Here is a 22,601-nt window from a genome sequence, read left to right on the forward strand (position 1 = left end):
AAAGACAGTATAATAAAAAAGGATTTGACGCTCAAATCCCTATCAAGAGGATACTTTCAAATACTGGATACAGAAAATTGGCGGTTGCTGCGAGCCAAGGACAGTGGAGAGTTGGCTACTTGATAGTCATAATTGAAAGACAAATGAGAATGATAAGTTCATTGAATGAAGGTGGTACCGCGGTTTTTCGCCCTTCGTGAGATGACTTGTCTTTTTTTGAGGTGATGTTATGGTAAAATGTTTTCGGATACAAGAAAAAGTCCTATCCTTAGGTGGTCGCTTTGCTATCTATGATCAGTCAGGAGATGCCGCTTACGAAGTTGAGGGGAGTTTTTTGAGGTTTCCTAAAACCTTTACCATCTATAATACTAGCGGACAGATGGTCAGTCGCCTTGAAAAGCATATGGTGTCTTTGCTGCCTAAGTTTGACGTTATTCTGCAAAATGGTAGGACATTTACTATCCAAAAGGACTGGTCGCTCTTAAAACCGCACTATAGCATTGAAGCGCTAGGACTTGAGGTTGAGGGCAATTTTTGGGAGATGGACTTTAGGCTGTTAGCAAATGGCACAGAAGTCGCTACTATCTCACAAGAATGGCTGCGCCTCACATCAACCTACAACATCACTGTCTATGATGACAGCTATGCTGACTTGGTGATTTCACTGGTTATTGCTATCGACTATGTGAAAGAACTTGAAAATGCTGCAAACTAATGTGTACAAGAAGAAAGGATATATGATTTTATGAAACAAATGACAAGCGCTCAAGTGCGCCAGATGTGGTTGGATTTTTGGAAATCAAAAGGACACAGTATAGAGCCATCGGCTAACCTGGTTCCTGTCAATGACCCAACCCTTCTTTGGATTAACTCTGGGGTTGCGACACTGAAAAAATATTTTGACGGCTCTGTCGTTCCTGAAAATCCACGTATCACCAATGCGCAAAAAGCCATCCGTACCAACGATATTGAAAATGTCGGAAAAACAGCTCGTCACCATACCATGTTTGAAATGCTTGGAAACTTCTCTGTTGGTGATTACTTCCGTGACGAAGCGATTGCTTGGGGTTATGAATTGCTGACTAGCCCTGAGTGGTTTGATTTTCCAAAGGACAAGCTCTATATGACCTACTATCCAGATGACAAGGACTCTTACAACCGCTGGATTGAGATGGGGGTTGAGCCTAGTCATTTGATTCCGATTGAGGACAATTTCTGGGAAATCGGTGCTGGACCTTCTGGACCAGATACAGAGATTTTCTTTGACCGTGGTGAAGAGTTTGATCCAGACAATATCGGTATCCGTCTCTTAGCAGAAGACATCGAAAACGACCGCTATATCGAAATCTGGAACATCGTATTGTCACAGTTCAATGCTGACCCATCTGTACCACGCAGTGAGTACAAAGAATTACCGCATAAAAATATTGATACGGGTGCTGGTTTAGAGCGTTTAGTAGCTGTCATCCAAGGGGCTAAGACCAACTTTGAGACTGACCTCTTCATGCCGATTATCCGTGAGATTGAAAAACTTTCAGGCAAAACTTACGATCCAGATGGCGACAGCATGAGCTTTAAGGTCATTGCTGACCACATCCGCTCACTTGCCTTTGCCATCGGTGATGGGGCGCTTCCTGGAAATGAAGGACGTGGCTACGTGCTTCGTCGTCTGCTTCGTCGTGCTGTTATGCACGGACGTCGTCTCGGTATCAAGGACACTTTCCTCTACAAGCTCGTTCCAACTGTTGGGCAAATCATGGAAAGCTACTATCCAGAAGTGCTTGAAAAACGTGACTTCATTGAAAAGATTATCAAGCGTGAAGAAGAAACCTTTGCTCGTACTATCGACGCTGGATCAAACATGCTAGATGATTTGCTAGCTGAACTTAAGGCTGAGAACAAAGACACGCTGGATGGCAAAAATATCTTTAAACTCTATGATACCTACGGTTTCCCAGTTGAGTTGACAGAGGAGTTGGCTGAGGACGCTGGCTTTAAGATTGACCATGAAGGGTTTGAAAAAGCCATGAAAGAACAGCAAGAGCGTGCTCGTGCAAGTGTCGTCAAGGGTGGCTCAATGGGCATGCAAAATGAAACCCTATCAGGTATCACAGAGCCATCAAGCTTTGACTACGAACGTCAAGAGCTTGACGCCAAACTTTCTGTTATCGTCGCTGACAATGAACGCACAGAGATGGTCTCTGAAGGTGAAGCGCTTCTTGTCTTTGACCAAACACCATTCTACGCTGAAATGGGTGGACAAGTGGCTGACCACGGTGTCATCCAAAATGCCAAGGGTGAGTTGGTTGCTCAAGTGACTGACGTCCAAAAAGCACCAAACGGTCAAGCCCTTCACACAGTAGAAGTCCGTGCGTCATTAGCTGTTGGGGAAACTTATCACCTCGTCATTGACAAGACACGCCGTCAACGTGTCATGAAAAACCATACAGCAACGCACTTGCTCCATGCTGCGCTGCACAATGTCATCGGACAACACGCTACACAGGCAGGTTCTCTCAATGAAGCTGAGTTCCTCCGCTTTGACTTTACCCACTTTGAAGCTGTGAACGCAGATGAGCTCAAGCGAATCGAGCGTGAGGTCAATGAAAAAATCTGGGAAGCTATTCCTGTAGTCACTATCGAAACAGACATTGACACAGCTAAGGGCATGGGAGCTATGGCGCTCTTTGGTGAAAAATATGGCAAAGAAGTCCGTGTCGTGACTATCGGTGATTACTCTATCGAGCTTTGTGGTGGTACCCACGTTGGCAATACCTCTGAAATCGGTCTCTTCAAGATTGTCAAAGAAGAGGGTATCGGATCTGGTACACGTCGTATCCTTGCAGTGACAGGTCGTGAAGCTTACATGGCATTCCGTGAAGAAGAGGAAGCGTTAAAAGAAATCGCACAAACCCTCAAAGCACCACAATTACAACAAGTACCAAGTAAAGTTGCAACGCTTCAAGAGCAAGTGCACAAACTGCAAAAAGAAAACACAAACTTGAAGGAAAAAGCCGCAGCTGCCGCAGCTGGCGACATCTTCAAAGACGTCAAGGAAGCCGCAGGCAAACGCTACATCGCTAGTCAAGTTTCTGTGTCAGACGCTGGTGCACTCCGTACTTTTGCGGACAATTGGAAACAAAAAGACTACTCTGACGTGCTTGTCTTAGCCGCAGCGATTGGCGACAAAGTCAATGTCCTTGTGGCAAGCAAATCAAGTGATGTCCACGCCGGCAACCTCATCAAAACTCTTGCACCAATCGTGAGCGGTCGTGGTGGCGGTAAGCCAGACATGGCAATGGCAGGTGGAAGCGACGCTTCAGCTATTGACAAACTCCTTGCCGCAGTAGGCGACAATCTCTAATACATGAAAAACGAACCTCGTGTTCGTTTTTTTCTGTCTTTAATGACAAAAATCGTTAGATTTTTGACAAATATCCTTGTCAAAATGACAGCAATGTGTTACAATAAAAATGTAGAAAACGATTACAAGAAAAAGGAGAAAGTCTATGGGATCTTTGGGATGGATGATGTTATCGTTTTTGGTTCTGGTTTTCATTGTTTACCATGCAGATAACCAAAACAAGATGAAGCGACTGCAAAAGCAGGTTAAGCGTTTAGCTGCAGGAGAGAAAGGAGTCAATGACATGTCAGCATTATTAGAAGAATTTGTCGGAAAGAAGTGTGTTATTATCCTAGATGATTCAATAACAGGACTTGATAATTGGATTTTAGAAGCTTATGATGAGCAGTGGGCGAAGTTGACACGAGAAACGAAAAAGGGTCAGAAAGTAAAACTCATCCGTGTTGATGACATCAAGGTCATTCATTGTGCGTGAGTGCTTGGTGCGAGCGTTAAAAGACGAGGAGGTGTCGCTAGATGTTGCAAAATCGTCTGAAAGAACTACGGGCTAGAGAGGGAATCAACCAGACTAAAATGGCGCAGCTTGCTGGTGTTTCACGGCAGACCATTAGCCTGATTGAGCGGGGTGAGTACACACCGTCGGTTCTGATTGCCCTAAAGATAGCACAGGTTTTTAAGGAGCCACTGGAGAGAGTATTTTGGTTAACGGAGGAAAAGGAAGATGAAAACAGCGAAGAAACAGCTAAATAGCTGGTTGAGACTGGTCAAGCAGTTGCTTATCGGAGGGATTTCAGGACTCGCTTTAGGCGGTGTGACGGGATTTTTATTGGCGTATTTTAGATACCACGAAAGCCCTTCTATCAGCTCAGATGACGTGCTGATGGTTGTCTCCACTGTGTTTCGTGTGACTTATGCCATTCTGACTGTGCTAGCTGCCGTTTTTCTCTATCTAGGAGCTAGAGACATGAAGGTGTATAGTAGTTGTGAGGATGATGAGGCGAGTGATACGCTTTATCGTAGGCTCAACCGTAGGTTCGCTTATGGCATGACAGCAAATGGCAGTGCGAGTATCCTAGCTCTTGTGAGCTTAGTAACGTCCTTTCGTATCGTTCCAAGTGCAGGCGATGTTGACCTTCAAATCATGCTTATCGATTTTGTAGGGTTGATTTTAGCAGGTGGACTTCAAGCCTACTCCTTACATCTTTATCGGAAATTCCGTGGCATTAGCATGTCTCTATTTCCGACATTGAAAGAAATAAAAGCCAATGCACTGCAGCAAGACGAAGCGGAGCTCCAAGCCAACTATAAAATCAGCTTTGATATTGTCATGGGATTGAGCGGTATTGTCTTACCAACGATTTATGTCATTTTGATGGTACTGTCATTTTTTACAGGTCAGGTGCAGATTGTCGGGCTCTGTGTCGCTGTTGTGGTTCACCTTTATATCTTTATCATGCAGATTAAGATGGTCAATGATTTTTACAAATAAAAAGCCAACTCTTAGCAGTTGGCTTTTTAGCTAGTCGACCTCAAACAAACGAGGGTAAGATAGAATTAAAACAGTTAAGCAAATAGCGACGATGCCCCATGTGGCGAGTCCAGCAGGAACGTTCACTGTCACAGAGTACCAGACAGCGCTCATGCCTTTTGGCGCATAAGACCCCCAAAAGAGGAAGCCAGCCACAAAGTGAAAGAAATAGCGCACAGCACAGGCGATAAAAGAAGCTAAGTAAGCCGTTGCAAGAGCTTTAGATTTTTGCTGTGCTTTTAGTTGCTTCTGAAAACGATTAGCAAAAAGCTCTGCAAGCCCCATGACTGTAAAAGCGATGAGGTACTCAATGACGACTTGGCTAAGACTGAGATAGTAGACCTTTCCAAGAACAAAGTGTAATAACCCCCAGATAAAACCACTGACCAAACCATACTTGAGCCCACGGCGCAAGCTGAGAAAGACCAAAGGAATGGCTCCAAAAGATGGCGTCACCCAAGACGCAAAGTCAGGGATAAAGGATAAAACCATAGCCAGAGCGGCAAAGAGAGCAGCCTCGATGAGGGCTCTGCTGTTCGATGATGTTGACATAAAAACTCCTCTCAAATCAGAAAGGAGTTTTGTGTCTTGCGTTCAAATGATGTATTTAACCGTCAATGTCACAATCCCTACGCTCGTCCTAACGAGATCAGGTTAGAGGATTTCGCAAATGCGATCTCAGCTCAAGGCACTCCTTTGTGATATGTAATTGTTCACATTTTATCATGAAAGCGCAAACTTGTCAACTAGCTTATTTTAGTCCAGTCCGTAGAGGTAGTCGCTATCTGTCATCGCCTCAACGGTACCCAGGAGATAGCCATTGCCGACTTGAGAGAAGAAGTCGTGGTTTGATGTTCCTGTTGAGATACCGTTCATGACGATAGGATTGACATCGTTTGCCGTGTCAGGAAAGAGTGGGTCTTGCCCCAAGTTCATGAGGGCTTTGTTGGCATTGTAGCGCAGGAAAGTCATGACTTCCTCAGTCCAGCCGACAGCGTCATAGAGTGTGTGGGTGTATTTTTCCTCATTTTCATAAAGTTGGTAGAGGAGGTCGTACATCCACTCACGAAAGGCGTCTTGCTCTTCTTCAGAAAGCTCGTTAAAGCCTAGCTGGAACTTGTAGCCGATGTAGGTGCCGTGCACAGACTCGTCACGGATGATGAGTTTGATGATTTCAGCGACATTGGCGAGTTTGTTATTGCCAAGATAGTAAAGAGGGGTGAAAAAGCCAGAGTAGAAAAGGAAAGTTTCGAGATAAGTAGAAGCGACCTTTTTTTGAAGGGCGTCACCGTTTTGGTAAATATCATTGATGATACGTGCTTTCTCTTGCAGGTATTCGTTGTTATTGGTCCACTCAAAGATATCTTCGATTTCAGACTTGGTGTTTAGGGTTGAAAAGATAGATGAGTAAGATTTGGCGTGGACAGACTCCATGAACTGGATGTTGTTGAGGACAGCTTCTTCGTGTGGTGTGCGAACGTCTGCTCGGATAGCCTCAACACCAGACTCAGACTGCATGGTATCAAGCAAAGTCAAGCCACCAAAGACCTTGCCAACCAACTCCTTTTCAACATCTGAGAGCTTGCGCCAGTCGTCAAGGTCATTGGATAGAGGAATACGGGTATCCAACCAAAATTGCTCGGTCAGCTTTTCCCATGTCGACTTGTCGATAACATCTTCGATTTCATTCCAGTTAATGGCTTCATAGTAAGTAGGCATTGTATTCTCCTTTGGTTAAAACATGGTACGACCAGACTTGGTATCTGTGATAACTTCTTGGATACTATCCCAGTGTTCAACGATTTTGCCCTTAGTATCAAAGCGGAAAAAATCCATAGTGATGTATTCTTTATTGTCAGGTGCGCCCCAAACTTGGTGCGTATGCAGAGCGACAAGGTCGTCTTGAGCAATGGCACGCAAGAAACGCACAGACTTATCAGGATATTCCTTTTGCATGCGGTTGAAATAATCAATAAACCCTTGTTTGCCGTCTGCTACAAGCGGATTGTGCTGAAAGTAGTCGTCTCCAACATAATCGTGAACCGCTTTTTCAGGATTGCCCTCAAAAGCCGTTTTATAAAATTGGATAGCTGTTTCTTTATTGTTTTCGAGTTGTGTCATGATTCTCTCTCCTATTTTCATGTTAAGTGGATGTATACTGTTAGATAACGCAAGATTCACATTGATTGGCGCCAACTTCATCGCCATCATCGGTATAGGTGCGGATGTAGTAGATAGACTTGACCCCTTTGTTAAAGGCATAGTTGCGCAAAATAGAGAGGTCACGTGTGGTTTGTTTGGTTTGTGTTTTCCACTCGTAGAGCCCTTCAGGAATCTCGCTACGCAAGAACAAAGTCAGAGACAAGCCTTGGTCGACATGCTCTGTCGCAGCAGCGTAGACATCAATCACCTTACGCATATCCATGTCATAAGCAGAAGTGTAGTAAGGAATAGTGTCTGTTGACAAGCCATAGGCAGGATAGTAGATTTTACCGATTTTCTTTTCTTGGCGCTCTTCGATACGCTGTGTAATCGGATGAAGCGAAGCTGACACATCGTTGATGTAGCTGATAGAGCCGTTTGGTGCGACAGCTAGGCGATTTTGGTGGTAAAGTCCATCTGCCATGACAGCATCACGCAGAGCCATCCAATCGTTTGCTTGTGGGATGAAGTGGTCTTTAAAGAGTTCTTTGACGAGGTCTGACTGTGGTACAAAGTCGCCTGTGATGTATTTGTCAAAGTAAGAGCCGTTAGCGTAGTCAGAGTTTTCAAAGCCGACAAAGCTGGTCTTACGCTCACGAGCGATTTGATTAGACTCGACTAGTGTCCAGTAGTTCATCAACATAAAGTAGATATTGGTAAACTCGATAGACTCTTTACTACCGTAGTGGATGTGATTTTTAGCAAAGTAAGAATGCAGTCCCATCGCCCCAAGTCCGATAGTGTGCGCTTGACTGTTACCGTTTTTGATAGTCGGCACTGCTTCGATGTTTGAGCTATCTGTGACAAAGGTCAGCGCACGTGTCATGGTTCTGACAGAGCGTCCAAAGTCAGGTGAGGTCATCATATTGACGACGTTGGTAGAGCCGAGGTTACATGAGATGTCTGTTCCCATGACTTCGTATTCCTGTGCGTCATTGATAAGGCTAGGCTTTTGCACTTGAAGTACTTCAGAGCAGAGGTTAGACATGATGATTTTCCCGTCAATCGGATTGTGGCGGTTAGCGGTGTCAATATTGATGATGTAAGGATAGCCAGACTCTTGTTGGAGTTTTGAGATTTCTGTTTCTAAATCACGTGCCTTGATTTTAGTTTTGACGATGTTTGGATTAGCCACCATTTCATCGTATTTGGCAGTGATGTCGATGTAGTTGTAAGGCACACCATACTCACGCTCAATAGAGTAAGGGCTAAAGAGATACATATCAGCGTCTTTTCGCACTAACTCGTAAAACTTATCTGGTACGGTAATCCCTAGCGACAAGGTCTTGACACGTACTTTCTCATCGGCGTTTTCCTTCTTAGTAGAGAGGAAGTTGAGAATATCAGGGTGAAAGACATCAAGATAAACCGCACCCGCCCCTTGACGTTGCCCCAACTGGTTAGAATAGGAAAAGCTGTCCTCAAAGAGCTTCATAACTGGCACCACACCAGAGGCAGCACCGGCATAGCCCTTGATAGGAGCGCCAGCTTCACGCAGGTTGCTAAGGGAAATCCCAACACCACCACCGATACGAGACAACTGCAGAGCAGAGTTGATAGAGCGCCCAATAGCGTTCATATCGTCAGTCACTTGGATAAGAAAACAAGAGACGAACTCGCCACGACGGCTACGTCCAGCATTTAAAAAGCTAGGTGTCGCTGGTTGATAGCGTTGGTTAATCATCTCAATCGCCAAATCATGTGCCAAGTCTTCATTGCCATCAGCAAAGTAGAGAGCGTTAAAAAGCACACGGTCTTCGATACTTTCTAGATAGTAATTGCCATCATTAGTCTTTAGCGCATACTGCTGGTAAAACTTGTAGGCTGCCATAAAGGACTTGAAGCGGAACTTATGCTCTTTTAGTTCTTGTGCGAGCTTTTCGATAAAGGCTGGTGTGTATTTCTTGATAAAAGCACTCTCGATATAGTCATGTTCGATAAGATAGTTGATTTTATCTGTAATCGTGTCAAAAGGCATGGTATTAGGCTCTACATTTTCAACAAAAAATGCCTGCAAGGCTTCTTTGTCTTTATGAAGTGGGATTTGCCCATTGATAGGACGATTGATTTCATTATTTAGGCGAAAATATGAGACGTCGCCCAAGTTTTTTAAGCTCATAGGATTTCCTTTTTCTATTTAAAATGTTTTTAGAGAATTTCTTTTAGTTTACTTGGTTGAAAACCAGAAAAACGAACATCACCTGCTTCGATGACAGGGACGGCTTTAAAGCCAAGGTTGACAAGGTATTCAATCTTTTCAGGATGTTCATCAACATTGATTTCTTCAAAGTCAGCTCCATTTTGCTCCAAAAATTTCTTTGTCATTTTGCATTGCATGCAGTTATTTTTTGAAAATAGCGTAATCTTAGCCATAAACAGTCTCCTTTGAAATTTTGTACCTTCTTAGCATAGCCCAATATAGACAAAAATGCAAGCTTTTTATTTTGAAAGACACAAGATATAGTATTGCAATTATTTTTCAAAAACTAAATATTGGGATTTTTAATCTTTTTTAAACCAAAACAGAGAAATCCATTCCTTTTTAGGCTTCATTCTACGAAAAAGACTGGAAATGACTTTCAAAAAAGCGCTTTTTTTCTGTTAGATAGTTGCTAAAAAATGAGGAAATGAAAAAGAAAATAAGGGAGAATAAAAGCGCTGTAAAGTCAGTGTTTTAAAGGGTTTGGCAAATTCTCTGAAAATAAGATACACAGCTTTGAAATTTTAATCTTGAAAATCAAATCATATTGTGCTATAATCTCTAGTTGTAAGGGTTATCATCTCGATAATTCAAAAATTTACAAATTATTTATAAAGGAGAATCCAATTATGGCTTCAAAAGATTTCCACATTGTTGCAGAAACAGGTATCCACGCACGTCCAGCAACTTTGCTTGTTCAAACTGCTAGCAAATTCGCTTCAGACATCACTCTTGATTACAAAGGTAAAGCAGTAAACCTTAAATCTATCATGGGTGTTATGAGCCTTGGTGTTGGTCAAGGTGCAGATGTTACTATCTCTGCTGAAGGTGCTGACGCTGACGATGCTCTTGCAGCTATCGAAGAAACAATGACAAAAGAAGGATTGGCATAAGATGACAGAAATGCTTAAAGGAATTGCGGCATCTGACGGTGTTGCTGTTGCTAAAGCATATCTACTCGTTCAACCGGATTTGTCATTTGAGACTGTTACAGTTGAAGATACAAATGCAGAAGAAGCTCGCCTAGATGCAGCATTAAAGGCATCACAGGACGAGCTTTCTGTTATACGTGAGAAAGCAGTAGAAAGCCTTGGCGAAGAAGCAGCGGCTGTCTTTGATGCTCACTTGATGGTTCTTGCTGACCCAGAGATGATTGGTCAGATTAAAGAAACAATTCGTGCAAAACAAGTCAACGCAGAAAGCGGACTTAAAGAAGTGACAGACATGTTCATCACGATTTTTGAAGGCATGGATGACAATCCATACATGCAAGAGCGTGCTTCAGATATTCGTGACGTGGCTAAGCGTGTCTTGGCACACTTGCTCGGTGCTAAATTGCCAAACCCAGCGACTATCGACGAAGAGTCTATCGTTATCGCTCACGATTTGACACCATCAGATACAGCACAATTGAACAAAAAGTTTGTTAAAGCATTCGTAACCAATATCGGAGGACGTACAAGTCACTCTGCTATCATGGCACGTACGCTTGAAATTGCAGCTGTTCTTGGTACAAATGACATCACAGAACGTGTGAAAGACGGTGATATTGTTGCCGTTAACGGTATCACAGGTGATGTGATTATCAACCCAACAGATGAGCAAATCGCTGAATTTAAAGCAGCTGGTGAAGCTTACGCTAAACAAAAAGCGGAATGGGCACTTCTTAAAGATGCTAAAACCGTAACAGCTGACGGCAAACACTTTGAGCTTGCAGCAAACATCGGTACACCAAAAGACGTTGAAGGTGTTAACGCTAATGGTGCTGAAGCTGTTGGTCTTTACCGTACAGAGTTCCTTTACATGGACTCTCAAGATTTCCCAACAGAAGACGAGCAATACGAAGCGTACAAGGCTGTTCTTGAAGGTATGAACGGTAAACCAGTTGTTGTCCGTACAATGGACATCGGTGGTGACAAGGAACTTCCTTACTTCGACCTTCCAAAAGAAATGAACCCATTCCTTGGTTTCCGTGCCCTTCGTATCTCTATCTCTGAGACTGGAAACCAAATGTTCCGTACACAACTTCGTGCCCTTCTTCGTGCTTCTGTACACGGTCAATTACGTATCATGTTCCCAATGGTAGCGCTTCTAAAAGAATTCCGTGCAGCAAAAGCTATCTTTGAAGAAGAAAAAGCAAACCTTAAAGCTGAAGGTGTAGCGGTTTCAGATGATATCCAAGTTGGTATTATGATTGAAATCCCAGCAGCAGCTATGCTTGCTGACCAATTTGCAAAAGAAGTTGACTTCTTCTCAATCGGAACAAATGACCTTATCCAGTACACAATGGCTGCAGACCGTATGAACGAACAAGTATCATACCTCTACCAACCATACAACCCATCTATCCTTCGTTTGATTAACAACGTTATCAAAGCAGCTCACGCTGAAGGCAAATGGGCTGGTATGTGTGGTGAAATGGCTGGTGACCAAACTGCTGTGCCGCTTCTTGTGGGTATGGGACTTGATGAGTTCTCAATGTCAGCAACATCAGTTCTTCGTACACGTAGCTTGATGAAGAAACTAGATACTAAGAAAATGGAAGAATACGCTAACCGTGCGCTTACAGAATGCTCAACAATGGAAGAAGTTATTGAGCTTGGTAAAGAATACGTTAACGTTGACTAATTTCTATTAAGATACTTAATCGTTTGATTAAGTGTCTTTTTTGCTATTTTCTTGGCGTGAATTGGTAATAACTTGGCGTGTGATGTAGTGGTTTATCCCTGAAATCTTGATATACTAGTATCATCAAGAAAACAAAGTGAGGTTTATCAAATGACAAGCAAGGTGATTTTAATTACAGGAGGGTCTTCAGGGATGGGGAAAATGACAGCTGAGGATTTAATCAAGGCAGGACACAGCGTCTACTGTGTCGCACGTCGAGTGGATAAAATGCAAGACTTAGCCGAGCTAGGCGGTCATGTTTTTCAGATGGATGTGACAAATGAAGCAGACATTGAAAGAGTTGTTCAACAAGTTATCAATGAACAAGGGCGTATCGATGTGCTTTGGAATAATGCTGGCTATGGTCTTTATGGATCGGTCGAAGAGCTCTCAATGGAGCAAGTTCAAAGCCAGTTTGAGGTCAATGTTTATGGCGTTGCCCGCTTGACGCAAAAGGTCTTGCCTTATATGCGTAAGCAGCGAGATGGTCTGATTATCAACACATCGTCTATGGGTGGAAAAATCTACACACTACTGGGTGCTTGGTATCATGCAACAAAGCACGCCATCGAAGGCTACAGCGACTGCTTGCGTTTAGAATTAAAAGCCTTTAACATCAAGGTTGTGGTTTTAGAGCCTGGTATGATTGACACAGGCTTTAACCAAGGCGTGCGTGACCATTTTTCCTTTGAATCGCAAACAGGTCCGTATAAGGAAGTGGTCAATGCCTACATCAAAGCTATGGACAATCCACCAGTAGCTGGCTCTAACCCTAAAGTCATCTCTAAAACTGTCCAAAAGATTATCAATAGCCGTCGCCCTAAAACACGCTACCTTGTAGGACGTGGTTCACACTTATTGCTAGGTATCCGTCGTATCTTTGGTGATCGTGTGTATGACCGCATGATGCTCAGTCAAATGAAATAAAAGCTAGAAAAGAGAGCGTATGAAATTAACCCTTACCCAACAATTTCAAGATTATCTTAAATCTCTCGGAGCAGACTTTTCCGTGCTTCTTGAAAAGGCTGGTCTGCCTAATAAAACATGGCAAGAAGATATTGTATTGACAGACTTAGAGTACTATCGCCTGTTACTCACTTTTGATGATGTCATGACAGAAGAGGCGATTTGTAATCTCAGCAGGATTGAGCATATTCAGTTGTTTATCCCTGCTTTCTTTGCGGCTTTATCTGCCCAAAATGGTTTGGAAGCCATCGAGCGTTTTGCTCACTACAAGCATTTGGTGGGACCGATTGACCTTGATATTGTCTCGTCTGACAAAACGGTCTCTGTGCATTATCGTTATGCCATAAGTGAGTTGGCATTACCAAAATTCGCCATTTTAAACGAACAGCTTTTGCTTTTGAACTTAATCAGAGTAGGAACTGGAGAGCGTATCACGCCACTGGCTGTTAGTAGTCCTTTTGACTACGCCGAGTCAACGCTTCTGGAGTTTGGTGTTTCTGTGCAAAAAAGCAATAGCAATGCCATTGTGTTTGATAAAGTGGATTTAGAAAAGCCTTTTATCACGCAAAATAATGTCATGTGGCAGTACTTGGAGCTACAGCTTAATCACCAATTAGAGTTGCTCAATCGAGACAATAGCTTTTCTCAGCATGTCCAGCAGACCTTGTTTTCAGCACTGCCAAGCGGGCATTTTCAAATAGAGGATGTCGCTACAAACTTAGGAGTCAGTGTGCGTACCTTGCAGCGCCATCTCTCAGCAGAACAAACGACTTTTCAAAAGCAAGTTCAGATTGTTCGTAAAGCTATGGCACTTTCTTACTTGCAATTACAGCTGTCCTCTGAGGAGATTGCAGACTTGCTGGGATACAGCGAGGTCAATGCTTTCATCCGTGCTTTTAAGCAATGGACAGGGAGAACTGTAAGTGCTTACCGAAAGGAAATAGCAGCTAAGGATTAACTAAGAAGAATTTTTTCAAAATTTTCAGACTTTTTCCGTAGTAAATCGTTGCTAATTTCCTAAAAAATGATAAAATAGGAATTAACTTATATTAGGAGGATTGACTTTTGACTAAAGCTTATAAAAACTATGTCAACGGCGAGTGGAAACTTTCAGAGGAATCTATCGAAATTTTTGCCCCAACAACTGGCGAATCACTGGGGACTGTCCCTGCGATGACAACTGCAGAGGTAGATGAGGTTTATGCGAAAGCAAAAGCTGCGCAACCAGCTTGGCGTGCACTTTCATATGTTGAGCGTGCGGCTTATCTTCACAAAGTAGCAGACATCTTGGTTCGTGACGCTGAAAAAATCGGTGCGGTCTTATCTAAAGAAATCGCAAAAGGCTATAAATCTGCAGTCAGCGAAGTGATTCGTACAGCAGAAATCATCAACTACGCTGCCGAAGAAGGGCTTCGTATGGAAGGTGAAGTGCTTGAAGGTGGTAGCTTTGAAGCCGCAAGCAAGAACAAAATTGCCATTGTACGTCGTGAGCCTGTTGGACTTGTCCTTGCCATCTCACCATTCAACTACCCAATCAATTTAGCAGGTTCTAAGATTGCTCCTGCCCTTATCTCAGGAAACGTTGTTGCCCTTAAACCACCAACGCAAGGTTCTATCTCAGGACTTCTTCTAGCAGAAGCATTTGCAGAAGCTGGACTTCCAGCAGGTGTCTTTAACACTATTACTGGTCGTGGTTCTGTCATTGGTGACTACATCGTTGAGCACGAAGCAGTTAACTTCATCAACTTCACAGGTTCAACACCAATCGGTGAGCGTATCGGAAAATTGGCTGGTATGCGTCCAATCATGCTTGAATTGGGTGGTAAAGACTCAGCTATCGTCCTTGAAGATGCAGACCTTGACTTGACAGCTAAAAACATCATCGCAGGTGCTTTTGGTTACTCAGGTCAACGTTGTACAGCTGTTAAGCGTGTCTTGGTCATGGACTCTGTAGCAGACGAGTTGGTTGAAAAAATCCGTCAACAAGTGCTTGACCTAACCATCGGTAATCCAGAAGATGACGCTGACATCACACCGCTTATTGATAAAAACGCTGCTGACTTTGTTGAAGGACTTATCAATGACGCTAGCGACAAGGGAGCTGAAGCACTTACTGAAATCAAACGTGAAGGCAACCTTATCTGCCCAGTCTTGTTTGATAAAGTCACTACAGATATGCGTCTTGCTTGGGAAGAGCCATTTGGTCCAGTCCTTCCAATCATCCGTGTGAAATCTGTCGAAGAAGCTATCGAAATTTCAAACAAATCAGAATACGGACTTCAAGCGTCTGTATTTACCAACAACTTCCCACTTGCCTTCAAGATTGCTAGCCAACTTGAGGTGGGAACAGTTCACATCAACAACAAAACACAACGTGGTACAGACAACTTCCCATTCTTGGGAGCTAAGAAGTCTGGTGCTGGTGTTCAAGGGGTTAAATACTCTATCGAAGCTATGACTAGCGTCAAATCTGTTGTTTTTGACATCGCAAAATAAGAGAATAAACAAAAAGAACTTTGCATGAAGGTTCTTTTTGTTATTCCATTATATTTTTGAAGAATTTTACAGAAATTTAAGTTGTTTGCCCTCAAATTATGCTACAATATTTTTATACTATGATAATGGGGGATTTGTATGAAGCTACAAACCAATGCAAGACAATTACAGGGTACTATCAGAGTGCCAGGAGATAAATCCATCAGCCACCGCTCTATCATTTTTGGGAGCTTAGCGAAGGGGACTACAGTTGTCCGTGATATTTTACGTGGTGAGGATGTGCTCTCAACCATGCAGGTTTTTCGTGACATGGGGGTGACGATTACAGATGACGGCGACAGCATCACGATAGAGGGTGTTGGCTTTTCTGGTCTAAAAAAACCTCAAAACAAACTGGATATGGGCAATTCTGGAACGTCTATTCGCTTGATTTCGGGTGTTTTGGCTGGTCAGGATTTTGAAGTGGAGATGTTTGGTGATGATAGCTTGTCTAAGCGTCCTATGGACCGCATTACCATCCCTCTACGTCAAATGGGTGTTGACATTTCTGGGCAAACAGAGCGTGATTTGCCCCCATTGACGCTAAAAGGGTCTAAAAACTTGAAGCCTATCCATTATCATCTGCCAGTAGCTTCTGCACAGGTCAAGTCGGCGCTTATTTTTGCGGCTTTGCAGGCTGAGGGTGAGTCTGTTATCATCGAAAAAGAGAAAACACGCAATCACACTGAGGATATGATTAAGCAGTTTGGTGGAGAAATTACCATCAATGATAAGGAAATTCGTATCACAGGTGGTCAAGCGTTTACTGGTCAAGAAGTGGTTGTGCCAGGTGACATCTCAAGTGCAGCTTTTTGGCTGGTCGCTGGGCTAATTGTGCCAAACAGCAAGATTGTCCTCCAAAATGTTGGTATCAATGAAACCCGCACAGGTATCCTTGACGTTATTCGCTCTATGGGTGGCAAGTTGCAGCTGTCTGATATTGATGAGGTGGCAAAGTCAGCGACGATTACAGTAGAAACGTCAGAGCTTGTGGGGACAAGAATTGCTGGTGACATTATCCCACGTTTGATTGATGAGTTGCCAATTATCGCTCTTCTTGCGACTCAAGCAGAGGGCGAAACGGTCATTTGTGATGCTGAGGAACTCAAGGTCAAAGAGACAGACCGTATCCAAGTGGTAGCGGATGCGCTAAACAGCATGGGTGCTGCGATTACACCGACAGAGGACGGTATGATTATCAAAGGAAAAACGGTTCTTCACGGTGCTAAGGTCAATACTTTTGGCGACCACCGTATCGGCATGATGGCAGCTATTGCAGCGCAGGTAGCGACAGAAGGCGTTATTGAGATTGAGCGGGTGGACGCTATCAATACAAGCTACCCAACTTTCTTTAGTGATTTGGAGGCGTTGAGTCATGGCTAAGATTTTAGTAGGGTTCATGGGAGCTGGCAAGTCAACGGTTGCAAGACTCTTAGACCCTGATTACATTGATATGGATGAAGTTATCGAGAAGCGTATTGGAATGCCGATTGCTGACTTTTTTGCTAGCCAAGGTGAAGCGGCTTTTCGTCAGATAGAGTCGCAAGTTCTTGAGGAGCTATTAAAGAGCAATCATGTTGTCTCAACTGGCGGTGGCGTGGTTGTGAGCGAGACTAATCGTCAATTGCTCAAATATCACCCAGATACAGTCTATCTGCGCGCTTCTTTTGAGACCCTTTATGAGCGTATCCAGTCAGATGAGACCAATGTGCGTCCTTTGTTTGTCAATAACAGCAAAGAAGATTTCAAGGCGATATTTAACGGGCGTTTGGATTGGTATGAGGAAGTGGCAAGCCAGATTGTGGATGTGGATGACAAGACGCCACAAGCTATCGTAGAGGTCATCAAATGAAAGTTGCTTATCTTGGACCAAACGGCTCTTTTACCCACGCTGTAGCTAGCAAAAGCTTTAGCCGTGATGAGCTGGTGCCTATGGCAAATATCACAGAGGTTATCAAGGCGTATGAGGAAGGTAGCGTTGACTATGCTATCGTTCCTGTTGAAAACTCCATCGAAGGCTCTGTGCATGAGACACTGGATTACCTTTTTCACCGTAGTGACATCACAGCGGTGGCAGAGATTATCCAGCCCATTAAGCAGCAGCTGCTAGCAGCGGATAAAAATCGTCCGATTGAGAAAATCCTCTCACATTCGCAAGCCATTGCGCAGGGAAAACAATACATCAAAACGCACTATCCTCATGCAACCATTGAGACGACGGCTAGTACCGCCTATGCGGCACGCTATGTCGCAGAACACCCAGAGCAGGCACTAGCAGCTATTGCGCCTTTGCAAGCTGTTAGCACCTATCATCTAGAGGTGGTCGCAAAGAATATCCAAGAAATTGATGAAAATTACACCCGTTTTTGGGTGCTGGGCAAGCAAGCGCCAGACCTGGATTTGACAAAAGAAACGGCTAAGATGACTCTAGCTTTGACTTTGCCGGATAATCTGCCCGGTGCTCTTTACAAGGCTTTATCTGTCTTTGCTTGGCGTAGTATTGATTTGACAAAGATTGAGAGCCGTCCCTTAAAGACTGTTTTGGGAGAGTATTTTTTCATCATTGATTTGCTGGTGTCAGAGGAAAAGTTGATTACTTATGCTCTTGAAGAGCTTAAAACGGTGGGAATTACCACCAAAATATTAGGAAATTACCAAGTGTATCACCTATAGTTTAGGGAATGGACAAATGACGAATCGAAATAATGGACTAAGCCATCACGAAGAATTGCGGTACAACTATCTGCTTCACAATCTTCAGTATTTGAATACTAAGGAAAAAGAGGAGTTTGCTTATCTGAATCAGAAGCGTCAACGTGCCTTGTACCAGACGCCATCTTATTCACAACCGCCTCAAAGACGCTATAGTCGGTCCTATGACGATGACGATAGCTACGATGATACTGTGAATGCAGACTATCCTTATCAAGAGAGTAGCGACTTGCCAACTTATCCTAGCGAGGCTCCTCTCACACGACCAAAACGAAAGAAAAAGCCAAAAGAAAAAGCGCTAGATGGCGCACAAGCAAAGCCTAAGCGTAAAAAGAGAAAAACGCTCAAGCGAGTGCTTTTGAGTTTGGCTGCCCTTATCGGTCTAGTACTTGCAGGGATGATTTTCATGTTCTTTAAAGGGATGAATGATGTCGGTAGCAATTCCAATTATTCCCCAGCGGTTACAGAGACTTTTAATGGTCAGGAAACGTCTGATGGTACCAATATTTTGATTTTAGGGAGCGACCAGCGGGTCACCCAAGGCTCTACTGACGCTAGAACTGACACCATCATGGTCGCAAATGTCAGCAATAAATCTGGCAAGGTCAAGTTGGTCAGCTTTATGCGTGACACCTTGGTCAATATTCCCAACTACAGCGTGGACGACTACACCGACTTGAAGCTCAATACTGCCTTTAACCTCGGTGAACAGGATGATAACCAAGGGGCTGAGTACATCAGACAAGTCCTCAAACATAATTTTGGGATCAACGTCAAATATTATGTCATGGTGGATTTTGAGACTTTTGCGGAAGCCATTAACACACTCTTCCCAGATGGTGTGGAAATCACTGCCAAGTTTGGGACAGTTAACGGCGAGTCTGTGTCATCCGTTGAAGTTCCAGATGACTTGAACGCTAAAGATGGTGTTGTGCCTAACCAGACTATCAAGGTTGGTAAACAGCGCATGGATGGGCGTACACTCTTAAACTACGCCCGCTTTCGTAAGGATGACGATGGCGACTACGGGCGCACCAAACGTCAGCAGCAGGTCATGTCAGCCATTATCTCGCAGGTTAAAGACCCAATCAAGCTCTTTACTGGTGCGGCTGCGGTCGGAAAAGTCTTTGCCATGACGTCGACTAACTTGTCTTATTCCTTCCTTTTGACAAATGGTATTTCTATGCTACAAGAAGCGCAAAACGGTGTTGAGCAGGTGACGATTCCAAACGAAGGGGACTGGGTGGACGCTCTTGATATGTACGGTGGTTCTGGTTTAGATATTGATTTTTCAAAATATAAAAAAGTCTTGGATAAACTTGGAATGCGCTAATAAAATTATGATATAATGAAGGCTAGAGCGAAAGGTTCTAGCCTTTTTGAGAATACAAGTAGAAAGAGTTAATATGATTCAAAAAAATGATGTAATACGTGTGACCATCACAGATCTCAGCCACGACGGCATGGGCGTGGCAAAGGCAGATGGTCTGGTCTTTTTTGTGGACAATGCCCTCCCAGGTGAGGTGATTGACATGCGTGTGCTCAAGGTCAATAAACGCCTTGCTTACGGGAAAGTGGAGGCTTTCATCGAGACGTCTCCTCATCGTGTGGACACGCTAGATAGAGTGTATTTGCGTAGTGGGATTGCTGACTTGGGGCACCTCGCTTATGACCAGCAGTTGCTCTTTAAGCGCCAGCAGGTGAAAAATGTCCTCCACAAGACCGCTCATATTGAGGATGTCGAGGTTCTTGAAACGCTTGGTATGGCACAGCCTTTTGCTTACCGCAATAAGGCGCAGGTGCCTGTTCGCCGTGTCAATGGTCAACTAGAGATTGGCTTTTTTAGAAAAGGGTCTCATGACCTCATGCCTATTGAGGATTTTCTCATTCAGGATAAGGAGATTGACCGTCTGCTCGTTTTTGTGCGTGATTTGCTGCGCCGCTACGCTGTCAAGCCTTATGATGAACAGGCAGGGACAGGGTTGATTCGTCAGTTAGTGGTGAGACGAGGGCACTATACTGGTGAGATGATGTTGGTTCTAGTGACCACTCGTCCTAAGATTTTCCGCATTGAAGCGATGATTGCTGATATTGTCGCTGCCTTTCCAGCGGTGACCTCTATTATCCAAAATATCAATGACCAAAAGACGAACGCTATCTATGGGCGAGAGTTTCGCACGCTTTATGGCAAGGACACCATAGAGGATGAGATGTTGGGCAATCGCTACGCTATCTCTGCTCAGTCCTTTTACCAAGTCAATACCGAGATGGCAGAAAAGCTCTACCAGACAGCCATTGATTTTTCAGAGCTGACAGAAGAGGACGTTGTTATTGACGCTTATTCAGGTATTGGTACCATTGGCTTATCTTTTGCTAAAAAGGTCAAAGCGGTTTATGGTGTCGAGGTCGTTGCACAGGCGGTCGAAGACGCCAAGAAAAATGCAGAGCGCAACGGCATTACAAACGCCTACTATGTTCACGGAGACTCTGAGGACGTGATGAAAAAATGGCAAGCAGAAGGCATTGAGCCAAGCGTTATCCTCGTTGACCCACCGAGAAAAGGCTTGAGCGAGCGTTTTATCAAAGCAAGTGCTAGCATGAATCCAAAGAAAATCACCTATATCTCCTGCAACCCAGCGACCATGGCTCGTGACATCAAGCTCTATGAAGAGCTAGGCTACAAACTCACAAAAGCCCAGCCTGTTGACTTATTCCCGCAGACACATCACATCGAGTGTGTAGGACTGATTACACGTGTGGAACGTTGATATGACAAGGATTAGAGCGATTCGGGATGGTTTCCGGATTGCTCTTTTTTCGTGTTGAAATGACGATTTTTGGGTGAGCGTAGAGTTGATGGAAATGCTATGGAGCTTTGAGTTGATAGGAGTTACACCGTAGACTTGATAGGTTAGATGATTTTGATAACGGTTACGTGATATAATATATTATCGAGTTTTCAAGGGAGACAAACTTATGAAGCAAATTTTTATATTTTCAGATACACAGAAAGATAATATTTCTTATTTTGAACGCGAGCCAGCAATCTTGGTTTCAATGAGTCGTAGTGATTTGCCGTATTTGAAGGAACAGGATTTTTCAAATTATCCAGCTGTTTATGTTTTGATTGGTGGTAATAAGCGTTACGTGGGTCAGGCAGCAGGGCAATCAATTTCACTTCGTTTATCTCAACACTTTCTCAAGGAAGATAAAGCTTGGGTTGAATCAGTTTTATTCTTTACAAGAGCAGATGGGAAAATGTCAAAAGCAGATACAGATTATCTTGAAAAACGACTTATCCAAGATTTCCAAGAAAAATCTGACTATGAAATGATGAATTCAACTGCTGGTAATACTTCGTATATTGATAAACTTCAAAAAGCAAAATCGGATCAGCTATATGACACAGTGTTTGAAATTATAGATGAAATTGCAAATATCGATTTGTTTGGTACTTCCGAAGACAGTGAAACCCAAATTTATGAATTTAGTTCATCTGGACAATATGAAATTGAGTATGATGGGAAAAAGATATCTTCGAAATCTGCTAGAGGTTTATTGGTTGATTTTGTTTCTCAGCTATTTGCGGATGGAAACTACAACAATCAACTGCAAGAATTAATTGTCGATGAGACGCCGTCGTTCGCTATGATTTTAGGACGTAAACCATCCATGTATAACGGAAGACCAAATTCAGCCAGGGTAGCTGATGGAGTATGGGTTTATGCAAATTTCAACAAAAAGAATGTCAGAATCAAAATTGATAAACTAGCTCGTCAATTGGGGATTCCGGTTAAAATAAAGTGGAATTAATAATGGTATGTGCGTGAAGATTATGAGTGATAAGTTAAAAGTGAAGTTTTTGTACGAGAAACTTCACTTTTTTCATCTCCTCTTAAACAACTTATTTTAAATGTTCATTAGTGAGTGTTAAAGTCCGTATCGCCAAAATAATAAACTAAATATACATAAAATATCATTATAACACATCACTAAAAACGGTGTGTTTTTTTTGTATAAAAAAGATAAAACTGTTGAAAATCACTTGTTTAAAATCTCCTCTTTTTAAAGAATGCTATGTCATTTTAAGACAAAAATATTGTAAAAGCACAAAAATACAGAATATTAGAAAACGCCTAAAAATGCGTAAAATAAAAGGTTTATATTGACATTACACACTTAAAAGGAGTAGAATAAAGCGTAATATCTTTTAATAAAAAAGGAGTTTCCATGACTCGTTCTAGTCGGAGTCGTCGCAATAGACGAGAGAATAAAAACTCTAATTATACATTGTTGGTTATCAATTATGTGCTGTTTGCAATCTACTTGATTTTATATTTATACACTATTTACACCATGTACAGCTATAACTTCCTGGCCTTTCGCTATGTCAACGTCTTGCTGACGGTTGTCTTGCTAGCGGTTTT

Annotated in this window: 21 protein-coding genes, 1 pseudogene and 1 riboswitch; of the genes and pseudogenes, 17 read left to right on the forward strand and 5 right to left on the reverse strand. The window is 43.1% G+C overall.

Annotation, left to right across the window (positions count from 1 at the left end):
* Positions 1 to 229 precede the first annotated feature (229 nt).
* From AALA56_RS02390 to AALA56_RS02410, 5 genes are all read left to right on the forward strand, one after another.
* Entirely contained in the window at positions 230 to 715 is a 486-nt protein-coding gene (locus tag AALA56_RS02390; protein WP_369908599.1) for an LURP-one-related/scramblase family protein, read from the forward strand.
* Between the two features lie 30 nt (positions 716 to 745).
* Complete coding sequence (alaS, locus tag AALA56_RS02395; RefSeq protein WP_369908600.1) at positions 746 to 3,364, forward strand: alanine--tRNA ligase; 2,619 nt, start codon at positions 746 to 748, stop codon at positions 3,362 to 3,364.
* A 145-nt stretch (positions 3,365 to 3,509) separates the two neighbouring features.
* The gene (locus AALA56_RS02400) at positions 3,510 to 3,839 is read left to right on the forward strand and encodes a hypothetical protein (protein ID WP_369908601.1); all 330 of its coding nucleotides are present in this window, start codon (positions 3,510 to 3,512) and stop codon (positions 3,837 to 3,839) included.
* Positions 3,840 to 3,880: 41 nt separating this feature from the next.
* Entirely contained in the window at positions 3,881 to 4,114 is a 234-nt protein-coding gene (locus tag AALA56_RS02405; protein WP_369908602.1) for a helix-turn-helix transcriptional regulator, read from the forward strand.
* The gene (locus AALA56_RS02410) at positions 4,086 to 4,853 is read left to right on the forward strand and encodes a DUF3169 family protein (RefSeq protein ID WP_369908603.1); all 768 of its coding nucleotides are present in this window, start codon (positions 4,086 to 4,088) and stop codon (positions 4,851 to 4,853) included. Before AALA56_RS02405 ends, AALA56_RS02410 begins: the two co-directional genes overlap by 29 nt.
* A 30-nt stretch (positions 4,854 to 4,883) precedes the next feature.
* On the opposite strand, the gene thiT is transcribed toward AALA56_RS02410, so the two are convergent.
* From thiT to nrdH, 5 genes are all read right to left on the reverse strand, one after another.
* Positions 4,884 to 5,444, reverse strand: coding sequence for an energy-coupled thiamine transporter ThiT (thiT, locus tag AALA56_RS02415; protein ID WP_369908604.1), 561 nt, complete (start codon positions 5,442 to 5,444; stop codon positions 4,884 to 4,886).
* Positions 5,445 to 5,501: 57 nt separating this feature from the next.
* A riboswitch (TPP riboswitch) is annotated at positions 5,502 to 5,598 on the reverse strand.
* Between the two features lie 50 nt (positions 5,599 to 5,648).
* Positions 5,649 to 6,611: a class 1b ribonucleoside-diphosphate reductase subunit beta gene (gene nrdF, locus AALA56_RS02420; RefSeq protein ID WP_369908605.1), complete on the reverse strand. Its 963-nt coding sequence runs from the start codon at positions 6,609 to 6,611 to the stop codon at positions 5,649 to 5,651.
* A 15-nt stretch (positions 6,612 to 6,626) separates the two neighbouring features.
* The gene (locus AALA56_RS02425) at positions 6,627 to 7,013 is read right to left on the reverse strand and encodes a nuclear transport factor 2 family protein (RefSeq protein WP_369908606.1); all 387 of its coding nucleotides are present in this window, start codon (positions 7,011 to 7,013) and stop codon (positions 6,627 to 6,629) included.
* 40 nt (positions 7,014 to 7,053) lie between these two features.
* On the reverse strand, positions 7,054 to 9,213 hold the full coding sequence (nrdE, locus tag AALA56_RS02430; protein ID WP_369908607.1) for a class 1b ribonucleoside-diphosphate reductase subunit alpha: 2,160 nt from the start codon (positions 9,211 to 9,213) through the stop codon (positions 7,054 to 7,056).
* Between the two features lie 29 nt (positions 9,214 to 9,242).
* Positions 9,243 to 9,467: a glutaredoxin-like protein NrdH gene (gene nrdH, locus AALA56_RS02435; RefSeq protein ID WP_115269370.1), complete on the reverse strand. Its 225-nt coding sequence runs from the start codon at positions 9,465 to 9,467 to the stop codon at positions 9,243 to 9,245.
* Positions 9,468 to 9,923: 456 nt separating this feature from the next.
* Between nrdH and AALA56_RS02440 the strand changes: the two genes are divergently transcribed.
* The 12 genes and pseudogenes from AALA56_RS02440 to AALA56_RS02495 form a co-directional block, all read left to right on the forward strand.
* Positions 9,924 to 10,187, forward strand: coding sequence for a phosphocarrier protein HPr (locus tag AALA56_RS02440; protein ID WP_003064009.1), 264 nt, complete (start codon positions 9,924 to 9,926; stop codon positions 10,185 to 10,187).
* Between the two features lies 1 nt (position 10,188).
* Positions 10,189 to 11,922 (forward strand): phosphoenolpyruvate--protein phosphotransferase, encoded by a 1,734-nt coding sequence (ptsP, locus tag AALA56_RS02445; protein WP_164683152.1) that lies wholly within the window; start codon positions 10,189 to 10,191, stop codon positions 11,920 to 11,922.
* A 150-nt stretch (positions 11,923 to 12,072) separates the two neighbouring features.
* The gene (locus tag AALA56_RS02450; protein ID WP_369908609.1) at positions 12,073 to 12,888 is read left to right on the forward strand and encodes an oxidoreductase; all 816 of its coding nucleotides are present in this window, start codon (positions 12,073 to 12,075) and stop codon (positions 12,886 to 12,888) included.
* Between the two features lie 19 nt (positions 12,889 to 12,907).
* A complete protein-coding gene (locus AALA56_RS02455) occupies positions 12,908 to 13,885 on the forward strand; it encodes an AraC family transcriptional regulator (protein WP_369908610.1) in 978 nt (325 codons plus the stop codon).
* 107 nt (positions 13,886 to 13,992) lie between these two features.
* A complete protein-coding gene (locus AALA56_RS02460) occupies positions 13,993 to 15,423 on the forward strand; it encodes an NADP-dependent glyceraldehyde-3-phosphate dehydrogenase (RefSeq protein WP_369908611.1) in 1,431 nt (476 codons plus the stop codon).
* Positions 15,424 to 15,561: 138 nt separating this feature from the next.
* Positions 15,562 to 16,845: a 3-phosphoshikimate 1-carboxyvinyltransferase gene (gene aroA / locus AALA56_RS02465; RefSeq protein WP_369908612.1), complete on the forward strand. Its 1,284-nt coding sequence runs from the start codon at positions 15,562 to 15,564 to the stop codon at positions 16,843 to 16,845.
* Positions 16,838 to 17,314, forward strand: coding sequence for a shikimate kinase (locus AALA56_RS02470; protein ID WP_369908613.1), 477 nt, complete (start codon positions 16,838 to 16,840; stop codon positions 17,312 to 17,314). The genes aroA and AALA56_RS02470 overlap by 8 nt, the downstream gene beginning before the upstream one ends.
* Positions 17,311 to 18,135 carry a prephenate dehydratase gene (gene pheA / locus AALA56_RS02475; protein WP_369908614.1) on the forward strand — a complete coding sequence of 275 codons (825 nt, stop codon included), beginning with the start codon at positions 17,311 to 17,313 and terminating at the stop codon, positions 18,133 to 18,135. The genes AALA56_RS02470 and pheA overlap by 4 nt, the downstream gene beginning before the upstream one ends.
* 16 nt (positions 18,136 to 18,151) lie before the next feature.
* Positions 18,152 to 19,507, forward strand: coding sequence for an LCP family protein (locus tag AALA56_RS02480; protein ID WP_369908615.1), 1,356 nt, complete (start codon positions 18,152 to 18,154; stop codon positions 19,505 to 19,507).
* Between the two features lie 73 nt (positions 19,508 to 19,580).
* The gene (gene rlmD / locus AALA56_RS02485) at positions 19,581 to 20,942 is read left to right on the forward strand and encodes a 23S rRNA (uracil(1939)-C(5))-methyltransferase RlmD (protein WP_369908616.1); all 1,362 of its coding nucleotides are present in this window, start codon (positions 19,581 to 19,583) and stop codon (positions 20,940 to 20,942) included.
* A gap of 208 nt (positions 20,943 to 21,150) precedes the next feature.
* The gene (locus tag AALA56_RS02490) at positions 21,151 to 21,987 is read left to right on the forward strand and encodes a GIY-YIG nuclease family protein (protein ID WP_003731097.1); all 837 of its coding nucleotides are present in this window, start codon (positions 21,151 to 21,153) and stop codon (positions 21,985 to 21,987) included.
* Between the two features lie 417 nt (positions 21,988 to 22,404).
* Positions 22,405 to 22,601, forward strand: a pseudogene (locus tag AALA56_RS02495) (glycopolymer transferase CpsA); the annotation flags it as partial.

Source organism: Streptococcus hyointestinalis (genome assembly GCF_041225505.1).
GTDB classification, from domain to species: Bacteria; Bacillota; Bacilli; order Lactobacillales; family Streptococcaceae; genus Streptococcus; species Streptococcus hyointestinalis_B.

Bases quoted from the DNA above. Each gene is read 5' to 3' on its own strand.
- AALA56_RS02390 (WP_369908599.1), top strand. From the start codon at position 230: ATGGTAAAATGTTTTCGGATACAAGAAAAAGTCCTATCCTTAGGTGGT.
- alaS (WP_369908600.1), top strand. From the start codon at position 746: ATGAAACAAATGACAAGCGCTCAAGTGCGCCAGATGTGGTTGGATTTT.
- AALA56_RS02400 (WP_369908601.1), top strand. From the start codon at position 3,510: ATGGGATCTTTGGGATGGATGATGTTATCGTTTTTGGTTCTGGTTTTC.
- AALA56_RS02405 (WP_369908602.1), top strand. From the start codon at position 3,881: ATGTTGCAAAATCGTCTGAAAGAACTACGGGCTAGAGAGGGAATCAAC.
- AALA56_RS02410 (WP_369908603.1), top strand. From the start codon at position 4,086: ATGAAAACAGCGAAGAAACAGCTAAATAGCTGGTTGAGACTGGTCAAG.
- thiT (WP_369908604.1), bottom strand. From the start codon at position 5,444: ATGTCAACATCATCGAACAGCAGAGCCCTCATCGAGGCTGCTCTCTTT.
- nrdF (WP_369908605.1), bottom strand. From the start codon at position 6,611: ATGCCTACTTACTATGAAGCCATTAACTGGAATGAAATCGAAGATGTT.
- AALA56_RS02425 (WP_369908606.1), bottom strand. From the start codon at position 7,013: ATGACACAACTCGAAAACAATAAAGAAACAGCTATCCAATTTTATAAA.
- nrdE (WP_369908607.1), bottom strand. From the start codon at position 9,213: ATGAGCTTAAAAAACTTGGGCGACGTCTCATATTTTCGCCTAAATAAT.
- nrdH (WP_115269370.1), bottom strand. From the start codon at position 9,467: ATGGCTAAGATTACGCTATTTTCAAAAAATAACTGCATGCAATGCAAA.
- AALA56_RS02440 (WP_003064009.1), top strand. From the start codon at position 9,924: ATGGCTTCAAAAGATTTCCACATTGTTGCAGAAACAGGTATCCACGCA.
- ptsP (WP_164683152.1), top strand. From the start codon at position 10,189: ATGACAGAAATGCTTAAAGGAATTGCGGCATCTGACGGTGTTGCTGTT.
- AALA56_RS02450 (WP_369908609.1), top strand. From the start codon at position 12,073: ATGACAAGCAAGGTGATTTTAATTACAGGAGGGTCTTCAGGGATGGGG.
- AALA56_RS02455 (WP_369908610.1), top strand. From the start codon at position 12,908: ATGAAATTAACCCTTACCCAACAATTTCAAGATTATCTTAAATCTCTC.
- aroA (WP_369908612.1), top strand. From the start codon at position 15,562: ATGAAGCTACAAACCAATGCAAGACAATTACAGGGTACTATCAGAGTG.
- AALA56_RS02470 (WP_369908613.1), top strand. From the start codon at position 16,838: ATGGCTAAGATTTTAGTAGGGTTCATGGGAGCTGGCAAGTCAACGGTT.
- pheA (WP_369908614.1), top strand. From the start codon at position 17,311: ATGAAAGTTGCTTATCTTGGACCAAACGGCTCTTTTACCCACGCTGTA.
- AALA56_RS02480 (WP_369908615.1), top strand. From the start codon at position 18,152: ATGACGAATCGAAATAATGGACTAAGCCATCACGAAGAATTGCGGTAC.
- rlmD (WP_369908616.1), top strand. From the start codon at position 19,581: ATGATTCAAAAAAATGATGTAATACGTGTGACCATCACAGATCTCAGC.
- AALA56_RS02490 (WP_003731097.1), top strand. From the start codon at position 21,151: ATGAAGCAAATTTTTATATTTTCAGATACACAGAAAGATAATATTTCT.